This is a genomic window from Sinorhizobium arboris LMG 14919 (assembly GCF_000427465.1).
GTDB lineage: Bacteria > Pseudomonadota > Alphaproteobacteria > Rhizobiales > Rhizobiaceae > Sinorhizobium > Sinorhizobium arboris.
Genome location: NZ_ATYB01000007.1, coordinates 68,169 through 85,788, shown reverse-complemented (window position 1 = coordinate 85,788; position 17,620 = coordinate 68,169). Strand labels below are relative to the sequence as shown.

The window sequence follows — 17,620 nt, the reverse complement described above, 5'->3', positions numbered from 1 at the left end:
GGCTTATCCTTTCACGGCACCCATCGTCAGCCCGCGCGAAAGATGCTTCTGGATCAGGATCACAAGGATCAGGATCGGCGCGAAGGCGATGAACGAGACGAGTGCGATTGCGTTGTAGATCACCCCATCGGAGCCGCCGGTGAAGTTGGCGAGCGCAACTGACATCGTGTAGGCTTTCGACGTCGAGGCGATGAGGAGTGTGAAGAGAAACTCGTTGATGGCGAAAATGGCCGCGATGACCGCCGCGGTGATGATGCCGGGCAGACAGGCCGGTATCATGATCTCCCAGAGAATGGTCAGGTCACCTGCGCCGTCAGTCCGTGCCGCGTCTTCGAGCTCCTTCGGGATATCCAGCATGTAGCTACGGATGATCCAGGTCACGAGGCTGAGATTGATAGCCGCGTAGATGAGCATGAGAGCCCAGACGGAGTCGAGCAGGCCGATGTTCCTGAAGAGGAAGAAGATCGGCACAGCGACGATCGCCGGGGCCATCATCCGCGTGGAAAGGATGTAGAAGCCGATATCTTCGCGCCCTTTGAAGTCGTACCGGGCAAGCGCAAAGGCTGCCGGGATCGCAAGAACAAGGTCGATTACGACGGACCCCGCTACGGCCACAATCGAGTTTCGCAGGTAGAGCGCGATGGGCCAATCGCTTACAAGCAGGCGCCATGCATCCAGGCTCCAAGTCGGCCAGTAAATGGGTTCTGGAACAATGATCTCGGTGCGCGGGCGAAAGCCAATCGTCAAGAACCACAGAATTGGCACCACGCAGACCAGCGCCCAACTGACGAGGATGATGTAGCGGACGAAAAGGTTATCGCCGCCTGATTTGCGAACGCTGGCCATGTCACGACTTCCCTGACTTGAATGCACGCTTGACGATCGTTTGGGCGATGACAATCGTGATGAGGAGCATGAGGACAGAGGCGGCGGATGCATAACCGAAGTTGAACATCCGGAAGCCCTGGCGATAGATGAAGTAGCTCATTGTCTCCGTCGCGCCGCCGGGCGTGCCCTGGGTCATAATGTAGACATTGGTGAACATCGTCGTGATATCGATACCGCGCAGCGTTACCGCCACGACGATTATCGGCCGCATCATCGGAAGCGAGATGTTCCAGAAGATGCTCGACCAGCTTGCTCCGTCGAGCCGGGCAGCCTCTTCAATTTCCTCGTCCTGGCCCTGGAGGGCGCCGACAAAGATGATGAAGAGGAATGGGGTCCACTGCCAGACATCGGCAACGATCAGCGTAAGCCGTGCCAGCCATACGGATGACAGCCAGTCGACATTGTTCGACACCAGTCCGAGCGACATCAGCAGATCGGAAATCACGCGGCCGTCGTTGAACGCGAGCTTCCAGATGAATGCTACCGCCGACGGCATGAACAGCATGGGCATCAGGAAGACGATCCGCCAGCCACGTACAAATGGATCGCGGTAGCAAAAGAACGCAACTGTCATTGCTATGATTGTCTGGAGTGACAACGACAGGCCGCCGATAATTGCGGTGTTGCCCAGTGCAACCCAGAATTCGCGATCCTGAACGATCCGCGTGTAGTTCCCGAGGCCGGCCCACGACCAGTTCACGAACTTGACGACGAAAAGGCTCTGATACATCGCGAACAGGCCTGGGTAGAGCGTGATCGCAAGCAAGTACAGGACCGCTGGTCCGACAAGAAGATAGGGAAACATCTTCTTCGCGGTCGCGGAGCGAGGGCGGCGGGCCGAGTACACCGCCGCAGCGGGAGCGGCTTTTGCCGCTCCCTTTTCAAGTTTTTCAGATAGATGTGCCATGGACTTAGAACGGCAAAGCCTTGCCGCCACCAACATACATGCCTGGGGCCACGTCCGCATAAGCGACGGGGCCGTTGCCGCCTGAGACGCCGTTCTTCTCCATGATACTCTTCCAGGCCGCTTGGCCGTTCTCAAGAGCTTCCTTGGCGGAGATCTGGCCAGTAACTGCGCGGTTAATTTCGTTGCCGAGAGCCTGTTCCATCTCGAACATGCCCGGAAGACGGGGCGCGCACCAGGCATGTTCAAGGCTATCCGCCCAGACCTTAGCAGGTTGGCTGACCGCTCTTAACCGCTCATTCGCCAACACGGAGCGATAGCCCGGCGCCACGCCGTTGGCGTTGGCCTCATTCATGGCCATGATGGAGGAGGTTGTAAGGAAGGCGAGCATCAGAAAGGCGCCTTCGGGGTTCTGCGAGGTTGCAGCGACGCAAGATGTCGAGCCTGCGATGTTCGGCGGAGCGAATACACCGCCCGAAATCCGCGGCTCATAAATCGTCACAAAATCATCAACGATTTTAGACTGGTCCGGGCGCATGGCCTGTGTGCCGCTGTCCTGCCAGCTAATATTGGCAGCAACCTGGCCGCCGAGCCAGGCCGCACGGTTTTCGCCCCAGCCGGCGCCCGAGACCCCTTCGATGGCGTTCTTCTGAAGCGCCATGATGATTTCCATGGCCTTCATTCCCGCATCGCTCGTCAATTGGGGGTTCCACTGGTCGTCGAAAAGCTTCAACCCGGCCTGCGCGGCGATGTGTTCCCAAGTGTAGGTAGCCCAGAAGCCACGCGCCGCCATCAAGCCGACGCCTGATACACCACCACCGAGTTTATTCGCTTCGGCGGTGATGCGGATGAGCTCGTCATAACTCGGAACGGAGCTCGCACGATCGATCGGTCCGCCAAGGATCTTCTCCATGATCGACTTGCGAAGGTGCACCATCTGAATATCGCAGTCGAACGGAATGCCGACGAGCTTTCCACCGAAATAGCCGTAATTGAGGCGGTATGTGTCGTAAAAGTCGTCAAGCGGGAGCTTCCACTTTTCGGCGAACTCGGTGAGTTCATACAGGAAGCCTGGGCCGGCGAAATCACCCAGCCACGGGGAGAAAAATTGCAGCGCGTCAAAGGAAGCGTTGCCCGAAATGAACTCGGAAACCGCCTTGTCGTAGAAGCTATCGTCCGGGATCGGAACAAGCTCCACCTTGATGCCGGACAACTGTTCGAACGGCTTGAGACCCTCAGCCGCCGACTCCTGGTCTGCTGCTCCGACCGCGAAGCGGACGGTTTTACCTGATTGTTCCGAACGTACCTGTTCCCAATCGACCGTTCTGATCCAGTCTTTTGAGGGATCCCACAACGGTTCATCCGACATCGAATAGAGCTTGCGGTAGTCCTCCCGCACGTAGTCCTTAACCGAGATTTTGTCGAGAATGGACTGGATATCCGGAAGATCGGACTGGGCGAAGGCTGGCAGCCTCAGGCTGGAGGCCGCACCGGCGGCCAAGCCCAACACCGCGGTCTGTCGCAGAAATCTGCGACGCGACACACCCGTACTCAAGATAGTCATAAGCTGTTCCTCCCGAATATTAGCTAACCAGTTGAATGCCCATGGAGGCAAGACTGTTTTGGCGTGGCCTCCATCCCGCGCCATTGCGGCGGCGATCTTCGCCTCACGAGCGATAGAACAATTGCCAACCAGAAATACAATGTGTTCACGACGCGCCCGATGTCAACCCTTTTTTCAGGGGTTTTGGTCGGCTAACCATGAACATGAATGGTAACGGCCGGCAATATGTGCGAATATTTGTTCTGTTGGGACGACAAATGGCAGGCGAATGGGACAGCGGCAGACGATAGTGTGTCCCCGACTTTGGCGGGACGGGCACTGTCCCTTGAGCCACTGCCGCTCGTGTTCGCCCAGCACGAGGAGGTGAAATCGTCGCGGCGGTGTGCTATCGACCGCTACGCCTGTAGAACCAATGAGGAACGCAAAATGCAGATCACGTCTCCAGTTGTGATGGCCCAGAGCGAGTCCGAGAGACTGCGAGCTCGCGTCGTGTGGCTGTATCACGTGGAGAACTATACGCAGAACGATATTGCCAAACAGCTTGGAATTAATCGCGTGATGGTCGTGCGACTCTTGGCGGAGGCGCGGCGTCGTAATGAGGTGCGCGTTTCCATTTCGTCGCCGCTGTCAGACATGGTGGCGCTCGAAAGGGAGCTCGAGATCGCTTTCGGGGTAGCGCGGGCAATCGTCGCGCCATTCAGTGACCCTGATGGAGACCCTACGAAAGTTATCGCCGCCGCCGCCGGAACGCTCATATCCGGGATGATGAAATCCGGGATGATGGTCGGCGTGGGCTGGGGGCGAACCCTTTACAATACGCTGCCCTTCATTGCTGGGGCTACTCTTGAAGACTTCCGCGTCGTCTCCTTGTTGGGGGGCATTTCTGCGGCGCGGCGTTTCAACCCAGCCGAATTTGCCTGGCAGTTCGCGGAACTATTTATGGGGGAGGGATTCTTGGTTCCCGCGCCGGCTGTGGTCGACAGTCCGGAAACCAAGCATGCCCTCCTCGAGAGGTGTGGGCTTGCGGCCATCTTCGAGATGGCGGACAAACTCGACGTCGCCTTATTGTCCGTCGGAGGGATTTCGGCCCTCACAACAAGCTATCGCACGGGCTATCTGAGCGAGGCTGACCGCCGCTCCCTCATCGATGCGGGCGCAGTCGGCGACGTCCTTTACAACTTCATCGACAAGCAGGGCAACCTGATCGATCACGAGGTTAATTCCCGCGTGATCTCGGTGGATTTGGACCGCCTGCGTCGCACGCCGGAGCGTGTGCTGATCTCGGGCGGTCCGGAAAAACTGCACGCGCTGCTCGCCTCACTCACCACCATAAAGCCGACCACGTTCGTAACCGATGAGCAAACGGCAAAGGCGTTGCTGTCGGCGGTGGCTGAGCAGACGGACACATAGAGGTCTCCGAGGAAGCGCAGCATGCGTTTGGCGTAGCCCTTCGGCGACACCACTCAAACGAACATTGTTTATAAGTCTGGATTATTTGTTCTCTTTGCTGTCCTGAGGGCGTCTTGTATTGGCGTTCCGGCGTTTAGCATATGCTCGCCTCGCGATGGGCGATCACAGCATTCCCATTTCCAAGCGAAGCTTGACGAATGCTCAACGATACCAAGGCCTGTGAAACGCCTGTAGCTTGGCCGCCGACGTCGTGGGAGCCTGTCTGCTCAACGCTGCTGCCTTCTGCGAAAAGGAGGAGCTGAGAGTTCCCGAGTTCAAAGTCTAACTCCTTGAAATACCCGTCTTTGTCAACGGAGGCGCCCCCCAAGCGCTGTCATAATGAACCGTCAATCGCGAACAAACATGTTGACGGAAGTACAAATGTACATTACCTACATTGCTGACAGTGGATATCGGGAGGAGTGAAATGCCCATCAATGTTGCGCCAACAGGGCTTGCGCGTGATCTCGTGCGACGCGAGGAGGAAGGAAGGCCCATCCGTATAGGCCTTGTAGGCAGTGGAGAAATGGGCACTGACATCGTGACCCGTGTCGCCCACATGCCAGGGATCGAAATCGGCGCGATTTGCGATCTGAACGTAGCCCGCGCGCGCGCTGCAGTGGACATTGCCTACCAAGCCGACGGTCATCATCGCGACGCAGCCAATTCGATGGACCTGAACGCCGCCATTGAAAGCGGAAAGGTCGCGATCACCGCAGATTCGGCCAATATTCTCAACAGTGGCCTCATCGACGTGGTCATCGATGCCACCGGCGTGCCCGCAGTCGGCGCCGAGATCGGTCTTGCCGCCATGGAGCACGGCAAGCACCTAGTGATGATGAATGTTGAAGCCGATGTAACGATCGGCGCCTATCTCAAGAGCGAAGCCGAGCGTCTTGGCGTGACCTATTCGCTCGGGGCGGGTGACGAGCCGTCTTCATGCATTGAGCTCATCGAGTTCGTGTCGGCCATGGGACATCCGATCGTTGCGGCCGGGAAGGGCAAGAACAATCCGCTGAACGTCGATGCTGTTCCAGACGACTATGCCGAGGAGGCCGCGCGCCGGAACATGAATGTCCGCATGCTCGTGGAGTTCGTCGACGGTTCCAAGACAATGGTTGAAATGGCCGCGATCGCAAATGCCACCGGACTAGTCCCTGACAAGCCGGGCATGCACGGCCCAGCGGCCACACTGGACAAGCTTTCCTCGGTCCTGATCCCGGAGAAGGACGGTGGGGTCCTCTCGAAGGCCGGTGTGGTCGATTATTCGATCGGCAAGGGCGTGGCGCCGGGCGTGTTCGTTGTTGCCGACATGTCGCATCCGCGTATTTCCGAGCGCATGGAAGACCTCAAGATGGGCAAGGGGCCCTACTTCACCTTCCATCGCCCCTATCACCTCACCTCGCTCGAGGTCCCGCTCACCTGTGCGCGTGTCGTGCTTTACGGCAAGCCGGACATGGTGCCGCTCTCGACCCCGGTCGCAGAGGTCTGTGCGGTCGCTAAGAAGGACCTTGCGCCCGGCGAAACGCTTGATGCTATCGGTGAGTACTCGTATCGAGCCTGGATCATGACGGCGCCGGAGGCTCGGTCCTCCTCGGCAATCCCGTGTGGCCTCCTTCAGGGCGGTACCGTCACGCAGCCGATCCGTAAAGGAGAGCTCATTACCTATCAGAACGCGTCGGTTGCGCCCGGCTCGCGCATTGCGGAACTCCGCGCGCGGCAGGATGCGCTCGTTTACGGAGAGGAGGCTTGATCATGTCGGGACGCGCCCGAGCAATGCAAGTAGAAGAGACCAGCAATCTGCCCTTCATCTACCGCCAATACGAACGCGAGCAGCTCCTCGATGCGCTCCGAAAGATGCACCTCATTCGCCGGTTCGAGGAAGGTGCCGAAGAGTGCTACATGCGCGGACTCATTCACGGGACGATGCACCTTTCCATCGGCCAGGAAGCGAGCGCGATGGGGATCTGCCTGCCTCTTGTCAACGAGGACCAGATAACCTCCACCCATCGCGGGCACGGCCACTGCATCGCCAAGGGCGCCGAAGTGAAGCGGATGTTCGCAGAGTTCTTTGGCAAGACTACCGGTTATTGTGCGGGCCGCGGCGGGTCGATGCACATTGCTGATGTATCGACCGGGAACCTTGGCGCGAACGGGATCGTCGGGGGCGGGCTTCCAATCGCTGTCGGGGCGGCTCTCACTGCAAAACGGCTCCGCACCGGCAAGGTTGTCGTCTGCTTTTTCGGTGACGGCGCGAACAACGAGGGTGCCTTCCATGAGGCGCTGAACATGGCGGCGATTTGGAAGCTGCCGGTCATTTTTGTGTGCGAAAACAATGGCTACGGCATGTCGACTTCAACCGAACGCTCGACTGCGGTCGCCAACGTCGCCGATCGCGCGGCCGCCTACTCCATGCCGGGTGTGATCGTCGACGGCAACGTACTGTCGGACGTCGCGGAAGCCTCGCATGAGGCGGTTGAACGGGCCCGCCGCGGCGACGGACCGACGCTCATCGAGTGCAAGACCTATCGGTATCGCGGACATTCCAAGAGCGACCGCAATCGCTACCGCACGAAGGACGAGATCGACGACTGGATGACCAACCGGGATCCGATCAAACGCTACGAAGCCCAGTTGATCGAGTTCGGCATCGCGACGTCGGACGAGCTACAGGCGATCCGCGACAGTGTGCAGCAGGAAATCGACGTTGGCATCGAATTCGCGAAGGTGAGCCCGATGCCGTCTATCGATGATCTCGCTGACAACGTCTATACGCTCGAGGCATGACATGAACGCGCCAGTCAGAGAAATCAGCTACTCCCAAGCCATCCAGGAAGCCATGGCGATCGCCATGGAAGCGGATGAGCGCGTAATCCTCATGGGCGAGGACATCGGCGTCTATGGCGGCGCCTTTCAGGTGACGGGCGATCTGATTGACCGCTTCGGTCCCGACCGCGTTATGGATACCCCCATTTCCGAGCTTGGCGGCGCAGGTGTCGCCGTCGGCGCAGCGGTCACCGGCTTGCGACCGATCTTCGAGTTCCAGTTTTCCGATTTCGCCGCGCTCGCAATGGAGCAGATAGTCAACCAGGCTGCCAAGATGCGCTACATGCTTGGCGGTGCGGTGTCCGTTCCACTCGTTATGCGTTTCCCCGCCGGCTCCGGAACCGGGGCTGCCGCACAGCACAGCCAGAGCCTGGAAGCATGGCTCGGCCACGTGCCGGGGCTGAAGGTCATTCAGCCGGCGACGCCGCATGACGTGAAAGGAATGCTCCTTGCTGCCGTGGCGGATCCGGATCCCGTGATGATCTTCGAGCACAAGCTGCTCTACAAGATGAAGGGGCCAGTTCCGGAGGGACATTATACGGTGCCGCTCAACAAGGCGGAGGTCCGCAGGGAAGGGCACGATGTTTCGATCGTCGCAACCTCGATCATGGTCCACAAGGCCCTGGAGGCTGCGGAAGTGCTTGCCGGCGAGGGCGTGAGCGCGGAAGTGATCGATCTTCGCTCGATCCGCCCGATCGATCGGCAAACGGTAATCGCCAGCGTCAAGAAGACCTCCCGGCTGATCTGCGTCTATGAGGGCGTGAAAACGCTTGGTGTCGGCGCTGAGATCAGTGCGATGATTGCCGAGAGCGAGGCGTTCGACTACCTCGATGCTCCCATACTGCGCCTCGGCGGGTCCGAGACGCCGATTCCCTACAATCCCGAGCTGGAAAAGGCTGCCGTCCCGCAGGTGCCGGAGATAGTCGATGCGGCCCGTGGCCTTGTCAGGGGAGTGCGATAGATATGGCGACCGAAGTCATTTTGCCGAAGGTCGACATGGACATGGCCACGGGCAAGATCTCGAAGTGGTTCTTCGGCGAGGGGGATGCCGTGAACGAGGGCGACGTCCTTTTCGAGATCGAGACCGACAAGGCGGCTATGGAAATTGACGCGCCGGCAAGCGGGATCCTGCGTAACGTGACCGGCAAGGAAGGCGTGGATATCCCGGTCGGCTCCGCCGTCGCCTGGATCTATGCCGAGGGAGAGGCCGTTAACGACACGGCCGTCCCTCCTGCGGCATCGGCCGTCGTCCAAAGCCCGCCGGTGGTGTCCGAAGGAAAGGCGCCGGCCGCAGACGTTGCTGTTGAACGGCAAGCGGGAAGCGCACCCCGCGCGACGCCGCTCGCAAGGCGCCTCGCGAGGGAACGGGGACTGGATCTTGCCACATTGAACGGCAGCGGCCCGCATGGCCGCGTTGTCAGTGCCGATGTGCTGGCGAACAGTGTTGCCGATGCCGGGGTACAGGCGGAGCCCACCCGGACAGCGGCCCAATCGGAGGCGACGGACAACCTCGTAGGCGAGAACGTGCTTCGGCATTTTCCCGATGGGTCCTATGAGCTTCAGGCGCACACCTCCATGCGTCGGACGATCGCCCGGCGGCTCATCGAGGCCAAGAGCACTGTTCCGCACTTCTACCTTTCGGCAGACTGCCGTCTCGATGCGCTCCTGAAATTGCGCGCCGAGCTTAACGCCGCGGCACCGCTGGACGAGAGCGTGCCCGTCTACAAGCTTTCGGTGAACGACCTCGTCATCAAGGCCTATGCACTGGCCCTGGTGGGCGTTCCGGATGCGAACGTGTCCTGGACGGATGAACATCTGGTACGCCACAGCCATTCGGATGTCGGCGTCGCGGTCTCCGTCCCGGGTGGACTCATCACCCCGATCATCCGCCGGGCGGAGCAAAAGAGCCTATCGACGATCTCGAACGAGATGAAGGATCTCGCCGTGCGCGCCAAGGCAGGAAAGCTGAAGCCGAACGAATACCAGGGCGGTACGGGAGCGGTGTCGAACCTCGGAATGTTCGGCGTGAAGGAATTCGCCGCGATCATCAATCCCCCCCATTCCACGATCCTGGCGGTCGGCGCCGGAGAGAAGCGGCCGGTGGTAACCGCAGAAGGGGAGTTGGGCGTTGCGACGGTCATGAGCGTGACGCTGTCCACGGACCATCGTGCCGTGGATGGTGCGCTGGGCGCAGAGCTTCTCGCGAAGTTCCGTGCGCTCATCGAGAATCCATTGAGCATGTTGGTCTAGTCTCCTCCCAACTATGGGGGACCGCTGTCGCGGCGCAGTCGAGCCGAGGCGGGTCCCCCGACTTTTTTTAAGGAATGCTCATGTCTTACGACGTCATCGTTATCGGTTCGGGCCCGGGCGGCTATGTCACCGCCATCCGCTCGGCGCAGCTGGGCTTGAAGACGGCGATCGTCGAGCGCGAGCACTTGGGAGGCATCTGCCTCAACTGGGGCTGCATCCCGACCAAGGCGCTCTTGCGCTCCGCCGAAATCCTCGACCATGCCAACCATGCCAAGAGTTACGGCCTGACGTTCGAAGGGAAGATGACCGCCAACGTCAAGGAGGTCGTCGCCCGCTCCCGTGCCATCTCGGCACGGCTGAACGGTGGTGTCGGCTTCCTCATGAAGAAGAACAAGGTCGACGTGATCTGGGGCGAGGCGAAGCTCACCAAGCCCGGCGAGATCGTCGTCGGCGCGCCGTCGAAGCCGGCCGTCCAGCCTCAGAATCCGGTTCCGAAGGGCGTCAAGGGCGAGGGTACCTATACCGCCAAGCACATCATCCTCGCGACCGGTGCGCGGCCGCGGGCGCTCCCAGGCATCGAGGCGGACGGCAAGCTGATCTGGACCTATTTCGAGGCGATGAAGCCCGAGGAAATGCCGAAAACCATGCTCGTCATGGGCTCCGGCGCGATCGGCATCGAATTCGCCAGCTTCTACCGGTCGATGGGCGTCGACGTCACCGTCGTCGAACTCCTACCGCAGATCATGCCGGTCGAGGACACGGAGATCTCGGCCTTCGCCCGCAAGCAGCTCGAGAAGCGCGGGCTGAAGATCTTCACCGACGCCAAGGTGACGAAGGTCGAGAAGGGTGCGAACGACGTCACGGCCCATGTCGAAACCAAGGACGGCAAGGTCACGCAGATCAAGGCGGACCGCCTGATCTCCGCCATCGGCGTCCAGGGCAATATCGAGAACCTCGGCCTCGAGGCGCTTGGCGTCAAGACCGACCGCGGCTGCATCGTCACCGACGGCTACGGCGGGACCAACGTCGCCGGCATCTACGCGATCGGCGACGTTGCCGGCCCGCCGATGCTGGCGCACAAGGCCGAGCACGAGGGTGTCATCTGCGTCGAGAAGATCGCCGGCGTTCCCGGCGTCCATGCGCTCGACAAGGGCAAGATCCCCGGCTGCACCTATTGCGACCCGCAGGTCGCCTCCGTCGGCCTCACCGAGGCGAGGGCCAAGGAGCTCGGCCGCGACATCCGCGTCGGCCGCTACAGCTTCGGCGCCAACGGCAAGGCGATCGCGCTCGGCGAGGACCAGGGCTTGATCAAGACCATCTTCGACAAGAAGACGGGCGAACTGCTGGGCGCCCACATGGTCGGCGCGGAGGTGACCGAGCTCATCCAGGGCTTCGTCGTCGCCATGAACCTGGAGACGACCGAAGAAGAGCTGATGCACACCGTCTTCCCGCATCCGACGCTCTCGGAGATGATGAAAGAGAGCGTGCTCGACGCTTACGGCCGGATGCTGAACGCCTGAGTGGCCCTTGCCTCACGCAGCATTTTGCACGGCGTTGATCATGAACTGCCGAAGGGGCCATCTGCTCCATCGGGAAAACTCGGTTGTGCCGGAACTTTCCGCAGTACCCATGACGGCGCGAGCCCTCGCGAAGCCGAGAAGCATGCGCGCTCGGACGAGGAGCGCAGCGGCAAGCACGAATTCAATTTGGAGTTTGCCTTGGGGGCGATTCGCCTCGCAGCCGTAGCCAAGGCAAAGGGTCTTTCATTTAGCTAAGACCACTTTGCCCCGACATTCGGGACCTCAGTCCGGCGGGCTTGGTGGTCCACAATGGGCTCTAAGCGGTCTTTGCCGCATTGCATATCAGACGGCTGCACAGGGTCGGAAGCGGGTCCTCATAGCTATTCGGCCGGCATTCCAACGTCGACTGGATCAGGTATCGTCGCGCTGAAGATGTCCATGATGTTGCGGCGCTTGGTCGGAGACTTGCCACCAAGCTTCTCAGCCTTCATCTCAACCACTTCCTTGAGCTGCGCGGCCTTTGGTTTGAGGCCTTCCTCGATGGCCCTTATCCGGGCTTCCATTGCATCAAGACTTGGAGATGCTTCCGCACCACCAGTGTTTGCGGCCGTCGGCTTAGGCCTCGGGCGCAACGCCTTTTTATTCACGGTACGCTTGGCAGGTGCTGCAGGTTTCTCGTCTGCCGCGGGTTCTGCCTTGACCGGAGCTGCCTCCGCCGCAGCGGCCGTCAAAGGCTTCTCCTCCTTCGCTGGCGCCGGCGAGGGAATTGCGACGGAGGGATCTCCGCCCTTGGCATATTCCGGAGTTGTCGCCGGAACGGGTTTCGGTGACAGATAATCGACTTCCGGCACTTGCGGAATGTTGGCTTGAGAAAACGCCTCGGCTGATTTGAAGGGCTGTGTTTGGAAGAAGCGAAGCTTTTCCCCAAAGATCGGCCGTTGTCCTTCGATGAGCAGGATCATCTTGCTTTCCGGCATTTGCCGGACCTCCTGCGGCATCATCAGATCGCGTTCGCGAATCTGCTCTACCTTCGTGCGGCGAGGCAGGCCCATCAGTTCGATCGTGCGGGATTCCGACTGGTAGCGGATCGTGCGTTTTCCGAGCGCGCGGGATGCGTACTCGGCTGTGGCCTGATCGTTGGCGCCGAGGACGAGCTGATAGCCACAATTGCCGAGCAGAGAATGCCGGGACGTTTCGCCGTAGATCTCGTCGAGGTTCTTCAGATCCTGGATGATGAAGGCGAGCTTGATGTTATAGCCAGCCACATAGGGCAGCTTGGTCATGATCTCGTCCATCCGCTTCAACTGCCGGAACTCGTCGAGCAGGAAGTAGACGGGGAGGGAATTTGGATCGTGCTCGAGTGTGAGGATATCCATTACCTGCTGCACGAACAGGGTGAGGAGAGGGCGCAGCAGGGTGATGTCGGTGATGTTCGGGGCCAGGTAGATCGAGATCGGCCGGCGCTTCATTGCCCGAAGATCCATGTCCGTGACATTGGTCGCGGCAACAATCCGCTCGTTCTTGAAAGGCCGCATAGCCTTTTGAATGTCCAAGAGAGCAGACGCGGCGGCGCGTTCCGACAGGGCGATGTAGGAATTGAAGCTCTCGACGGTGAACTTAGAAAGACAGGGCTCTTTCTCCTTGATGTATTTCATGAGCGCCTGGAGATCGACGCCGCTGTTAAAAAAGGAATTGACCTCGGCGAGGTTGCGCCGGTCTTTGTAGAAGGGGCTTTCCGTGATGTAGCTGATCACGCCGGCAAGAACCTGTTGGGCGGTCGCTTGCCAGACGGAATTTTCCGATTCCGTGTTCTCGGGCACAAGAATGCTGGCGATGTTTTGAATGTCGGTCGTGCGATTGCCGCGCTCCGGCCGGATAAAATCCAGCGGGTTATAGGTATTGGTCTTTTCGGAGCCGGGCGCAAATAGGAAAACCTGGCTGCCGTTCTGCCGGCGATAACCCGCCGTCGCCTTGAACACTTCGCCCTTGAGATCGGTAACGATCATCGAGCCTTCATGCATCAGCGCATTGGGGATCACGTAGCCTGCACCTTTACCGGAGCGCGTCGGGCCTATGATCAGATGATGCCGATCGTCCTTGGTGCGGAGTATGTTCCGCCCGATCCGGCCGAAGATATGGCCCCGTTTGCGGAACCATTTACCGCGCCGAAGCGAAGCCATGTCCTGAAATGCGGCATCCCCCAATGGGTTGCTCGTCGGTTTCAGTCCGAGGTAGGCGACGAGGCCGGCCACCAGCAGCGCCGGCACCATCGAACCAAGCGCGACCTTCTGCAGGGCAGGGCTCGTTTTGTAATGCCAGAACTGTTGAATCGGAGCGAAGGGATTACTCGTGATCGTCGTTTCGAGGATCCGACCATCCTTGTAGAAGAGCTGAAGCCCCAGGCCGTACCCGAGCATCCAGACAACGAACGCTATCCCGACGCAAAAGAGTAGGTAGAAAGCCTGGAGCTGCTTCGTCATGACTCATGCCGGGCGAAGAAGATCTCAGCGACCCCGCGCTTGCCGCCTTCACGGCGGAGCTGGATGACGATCGGGATGACCATCTGGATATAGGACATCAGATCCTGCTTCGAAAAACCCGCCGACATAACGGCTTGCTGCATCATCATGGCGAGCTGTTCATAAGCACCCATCGGCGTATCGGCGTGAACCGTCGACATGCTGCCGGGATGGCCGGTGTTGATTGCCCGGAGGAAGGAAAAAGCCTCTGCACCCCGAATTTCACCGACGAACAGGCGATCCGGCCGCATGCGTAGGGATGACTCGAGCAGGCTTTGAATGGTCACGTCCGCTGTGCCCTGGTCGCCCTTCGACGCGATCAGATGAACGGCGTTTGCTTGCGGCGGGAAGAGCTCTCGCGTGTCCTCGAGCGTGATGATCCGCTCATGCGGATCGACGCTCTTCAGGCAGGCATTGAGGAAGGTCGTTTTGCCGGAGGAAGTGCCGCCACTGATCAGGATCGAGACCCGCTTGGTGATGGCGGTATGAATGAAATCGTAAATCCGATTGGCGCGCAGATGCCCTATCAGCTCGCAATCGATGTCGCTGAGACCGCCGACGGCGACAGAGACCTTATCAAGCGAACCATTGTCGCGATACTCCTCGAGCGTGAAGTTATTGACCACCTGCTTGCGGATCGAGATCGAGCCTCCTTCGGGTGCCGCGGGCGGCAAGACGATCTGGATACGCTCGCCGGTCGGAAGCGCGGCGCTGAGGATCGGCTTCGAGCGGCTGATGAACTGGTTCGTGGCAGCCGCAACACGCTCGCCGATGTTCTGGATTTCATCACCCGTCAGGGCGTCGATTAGATGATGCTCCATGTAATCGGCGCCAAACCGCTCCACATAGACATGACCCGGTTTGTTGACGGCGATTTCCACCACCCTCGGATCGTCAAGAAATTCCCTGATCGGTTCGAGAGCGCGGTTGAGGAAATAATGGGGATCGCGTCTGATCGTAGTGGTGTTACCTGCGGCGACGTTCACGCTGAATCTCCTTCATCGCTTCGGTGACCGGGTCGTCATACATGGCGCTGAAATCGAGGTCCTGGCGTACGTAGACAAAGATCCGCTCGCCTTGGCTGACGCTAATGGTGGGAGGAATACGCAGGTTTTCGCTCAAGGCCTGGTTCGCCATATCCGAGAACGTCTCGGCGATGGTTTCGCGGGCGAGCTCCTCGCCACGTTGTGCCTCGCTGTTGTTGTCGCCGAACGCCTCGTCGCTTCCGTAGCCGGTCAGGAAGCTAGCGCCGGCGCCGACGACCGAAAGCATGATTGCGGAGCCGAACCGCTCGCGCCATTTGTTGTCGACGTGGCCGGTCAAGCCCGAGCGCCCCAAGCTATCCGCGCCGATGGAGTTAAGGCGCACCGACACGCCGTCATCGCGAATGAGCCGGGTCCAGATGACGAAAATGCGCTTTTGTCCGCGGGTAATCTCGGACTGGTATTCGCCAATTAGGCGCGTTCCAGTCGGGATGAGGACGCGCCTCCCGTCGAAGGAATAGACGTCCTGCGACGTGATCGCACGAATCTGGCCGGGCAGATCGCTGTTAATCGCGGTCTCGAGGATGCCGGGGATTAACGTTCCTTCCGGTATAATGGCGTCGATGCGTTCGATCTGCCGCGCCTTTGCGCTTCGATCGGCGAGACTCGAGGCCGCAGCGAGGTACTTGCTGTTGCGGTCTTCGCCGGCAACGCTGAGTCCGGACTCGTCTTCGCCTGGAAAACCGCCGTTGCCGTTGCCATTGCCTTTCTGATCAAGCGAGATCAGCCCCGACTTATAGCGTTCGGGAAACTCTTCGACAGGCGCAATCTCGGGCGTGGCTTCAACGGCCTCTGGTGGCGGTGGAACCTTAAACTCCGTGGTATCGGTGGGCTCTTCTTCAACTGGCTCCGGAGGAGGGGGCAGATTGATGACTGCAGGCTCTATCTCCGGCTTTGGCTCTTCTTGCTCACGCACGAATGACGGCGGCCGGAAGGTGGTCGTCTGAAACTCTTCATCGCTATCGGCGACGTCACGCGGCTTTTCTCCTGCCGTGGCAAGCACGAAATAGGCGGCGACAGCGCCCCCCAGGAGTAGGGCAGCCATGCCGATGGTTTGATTGCGTCCAGCGTTTCTGTTGCTGACGGCCGTTTCATCGGCCGCCGTCATGGCCTCGAGTTCGGGACTGCGCTTCATCAGTTGCCGCTCCTCCTACGTTTCGTCGCCTTGGTGTCAGGAGCTGGACCGAGAATGGCAGGATCCGGAGCGCCGAAGTCGGGTTTGCGAAGGTTAAAGATGCAGGTCCATTGATTGCCCTCGCGCAGCGTGTATTGCGTCGCGACACCATCGACGACGATGTATTCGCCCTCCTTTCGGAAATTGCGCAGCGTTTCGGAAAAGTCGGCCTGGACGGCAAAGATCGCCGGGACCCGGCTGCCGAACTTGAAGAAGGTCTTTTTCCCGTCGTCGAAGATCACCAAGGGCTTCAACGCCGGATCACCGGAAAAGGAATAGTCGATGTTGACGTTGGCCTTATCGACATTCGACATGTTCGGGTGGGCCGCCCGGTACTCAGCTTCCTTGCGGAGCGCGGCATTTAGATCTTTCTCCGGATACACGAAACGGATCCCGAACACCTGCTTGCCATCGGTCGGAGCATGGTCGTTAAGCTCGAGGAAATAGATCCTCTTGCTGGTCACGACATTCATGTTGGTGGCGACGTTCCTTGCGATCGGCTTCACGAACAGAATGTTGCCCTTCTCGGAAGGGGCAACCTGCCAACTGTCGGTGTCGCCAAGCGAGATCGTTTCGAACTTTTCATCCTCGTCAAAGATGATCATGGTGGAGATTCCGTAGGTGGCAGAGACTTTCACCACGTTATTGGACTGATAAACGACACTGGTCACGCGCGAATCGAGGCTGCCCGGGCGAGGGGCCTGCGCAGCATGGGCGTGAGTCATCATCGCGGCCGCGCAGGCCGCGGAAAGCAGGAGGCGTTTGATCATTCCTCGCCTCCCGGCGTAACCGTTTCTTGATCGCGACGGTAGTTGTAGACCTGGAAGCCCAAGGGGTTCTCAAAACGCCACTCGTTGGTCGCCGGCGTGTCCGTGTAGCGATAGCGAACGACTGAAATGTAGTGACGCACAATCGAATCCGTGTCCGATTTTTCGGTCGTGGAAAAACGGACCAAGGCCGTGCTCGCATTGGAGAAGGTGACGGACTTGATGTCGACAGTGACCTTCTTGTTCTTGCCGAGGACCTTTGCGGGATTGCTGGGATTTGCCGCGCTGTAAAGCTCCTGCAGCTCGCGGGCCGCATCATCAGTGGAGAGTAGGGCGGCGATGCCGAAATTCTGCTCAATCGCGAAGGGGTCGTAGCCTTCGCGAGATCGGATGTAGCGCACGACGTTCGCCTGCGTGACCGCCTGTTGGTCGGTCAGCTTGGCGGACCTGGTTAGGCCGGTCTTCACCTCCATATAGCCGGTATTCTTGTCGACCTCGACGATGTACGGCTCGAAGCTCTTCAGCGGAACGAGCATCACCAATGCCGTCAGTGACAGCAGGGTGATCGCGCCGAAAATCATTGTGACGAACCATGCGAGCGAGCGCGATCGCTTGGCCTTTTTGACGATCTCCTGTTCCCAACGATCGCCGTCCTGAAAGTAGCTCCGAAGAGCTGCGTCATTCGTTTCTGCCATTCGTTCTAGCCCTTAAAATTC

14 protein-coding genes are annotated in these 17,620 nt (G+C 59.6%); 6 read left to right on the top strand and 8 right to left on the bottom strand.

Annotated elements, in window-relative coordinates; translation table 11 throughout:
* Positions 1-3: 3 nt before the first annotated feature.
* From SINAR_RS0100550 to SINAR_RS0100540, 3 genes are read right to left on the bottom strand one after another with little or no spacing between them, the layout of a single operon-like run.
* On the bottom strand, positions 4-846 hold the full coding sequence (locus SINAR_RS0100550; protein ID WP_027997218.1) for a carbohydrate ABC transporter permease: 843 nt from the start codon (positions 844-846) through the stop codon (positions 4-6).
* A 1-nt stretch (position 847) separates the two neighbouring features.
* On the bottom strand, positions 848-1,795 hold the full coding sequence (locus SINAR_RS0100545) for a carbohydrate ABC transporter permease (protein ID WP_027997217.1): 948 nt from the start codon (positions 1,793-1,795) through the stop codon (positions 848-850).
* A gap of 4 nt (positions 1,796-1,799) precedes the next feature.
* Positions 1,800-3,356 carry an ABC transporter substrate-binding protein gene (locus SINAR_RS0100540; RefSeq protein ID WP_027997216.1) on the bottom strand — a complete coding sequence of 519 codons (1,557 nt, stop codon included), beginning with the start codon at positions 3,354-3,356 and terminating at the stop codon, positions 1,800-1,802.
* A gap of 426 nt (positions 3,357-3,782) precedes the next feature.
* Between SINAR_RS0100540 and SINAR_RS0100535 the strand changes: the two genes are divergently transcribed.
* The 6 genes from SINAR_RS0100535 to lpdA all read left to right on the top strand — a co-directional run bounded on the left by SINAR_RS0100535 (position 3,783) and on the right by lpdA (position 11,401).
* Complete coding sequence (locus SINAR_RS0100535; RefSeq protein WP_027997215.1) at positions 3,783-4,766, top strand: sugar-binding transcriptional regulator; 984 nt, start codon at positions 3,783-3,785, stop codon at positions 4,764-4,766.
* A gap of 466 nt (positions 4,767-5,232) precedes the next feature.
* Complete coding sequence (locus SINAR_RS0100525) at positions 5,233-6,558, top strand: NAD(P)H-dependent oxidoreductase (protein WP_027997214.1); 1,326 nt, start codon at positions 5,233-5,235, stop codon at positions 6,556-6,558.
* A 2-nt stretch (positions 6,559-6,560) separates the two neighbouring features.
* Positions 6,561-7,592 carry a thiamine pyrophosphate-dependent dehydrogenase E1 component subunit alpha gene (locus SINAR_RS0100520; protein ID WP_027997213.1) on the top strand — a complete coding sequence of 344 codons (1,032 nt, stop codon included), beginning with the start codon at positions 6,561-6,563 and terminating at the stop codon, positions 7,590-7,592.
* Between the two features lies 1 nt (position 7,593).
* Positions 7,594-8,592: an alpha-ketoacid dehydrogenase subunit beta gene (locus SINAR_RS0100515; protein WP_027997212.1), complete on the top strand. Its 999-nt coding sequence runs from the start codon at positions 7,594-7,596 to the stop codon at positions 8,590-8,592.
* Between the two features lie 2 nt (positions 8,593-8,594).
* On the top strand, positions 8,595-9,881 hold the full coding sequence (locus tag SINAR_RS0100510) for a 2-oxo acid dehydrogenase subunit E2 (protein WP_027997211.1): 1,287 nt from the start codon (positions 8,595-8,597) through the stop codon (positions 9,879-9,881).
* A 74-nt stretch (positions 9,882-9,955) separates the two neighbouring features.
* Positions 9,956-11,401: a dihydrolipoyl dehydrogenase gene (lpdA, locus tag SINAR_RS0100505; protein WP_027997210.1), complete on the top strand. Its 1,446-nt coding sequence runs from the start codon at positions 9,956-9,958 to the stop codon at positions 11,399-11,401.
* 380 nt (positions 11,402-11,781) lie between these two features.
* On the opposite strand, the gene SINAR_RS0100495 is transcribed toward lpdA, so the two are convergent.
* Genes SINAR_RS0100495 through SINAR_RS0100475 form a run of 5 tightly spaced genes read right to left on the bottom strand, consistent with a single transcriptional unit; the run spans position 11,782 to position 17,599 of the window.
* Complete coding sequence (locus SINAR_RS0100495) at positions 11,782-13,881, bottom strand: type IV secretory system conjugative DNA transfer family protein (protein ID WP_027997209.1); 2,100 nt, start codon at positions 13,879-13,881, stop codon at positions 11,782-11,784.
* A complete protein-coding gene (gene virB11, locus SINAR_RS0100490) occupies positions 13,878-14,906 on the bottom strand; it encodes a P-type DNA transfer ATPase VirB11 (protein WP_027997208.1) in 1,029 nt (342 codons plus the stop codon). The genes SINAR_RS0100495 and virB11 overlap by 4 nt, the downstream gene beginning before the upstream one ends.
* Positions 14,887-16,098, bottom strand: coding sequence for a type IV secretion system protein VirB10 (gene virB10, locus SINAR_RS0100485; RefSeq protein ID WP_027997207.1), 1,212 nt, complete (start codon positions 16,096-16,098; stop codon positions 14,887-14,889). Before virB10 ends, virB11 begins: the two co-directional genes overlap by 20 nt.
* Positions 16,098-16,907, bottom strand: a complete 810-nt coding sequence (gene virB9 / locus SINAR_RS0100480) for a P-type conjugative transfer protein VirB9 (protein ID WP_027997206.1) — start codon at positions 16,905-16,907, stop codon at positions 16,098-16,100. The genes virB10 and virB9 overlap by 1 nt, the downstream gene beginning before the upstream one ends.
* Positions 16,904-17,599 (bottom strand): VirB8 family type IV secretion system protein, encoded by a 696-nt coding sequence (locus tag SINAR_RS0100475; protein ID WP_027997205.1) that lies wholly within the window; start codon positions 17,597-17,599, stop codon positions 16,904-16,906. The genes virB9 and SINAR_RS0100475 overlap by 4 nt, the downstream gene beginning before the upstream one ends.
* Positions 17,600-17,620 lie beyond the last annotated feature (21 nt).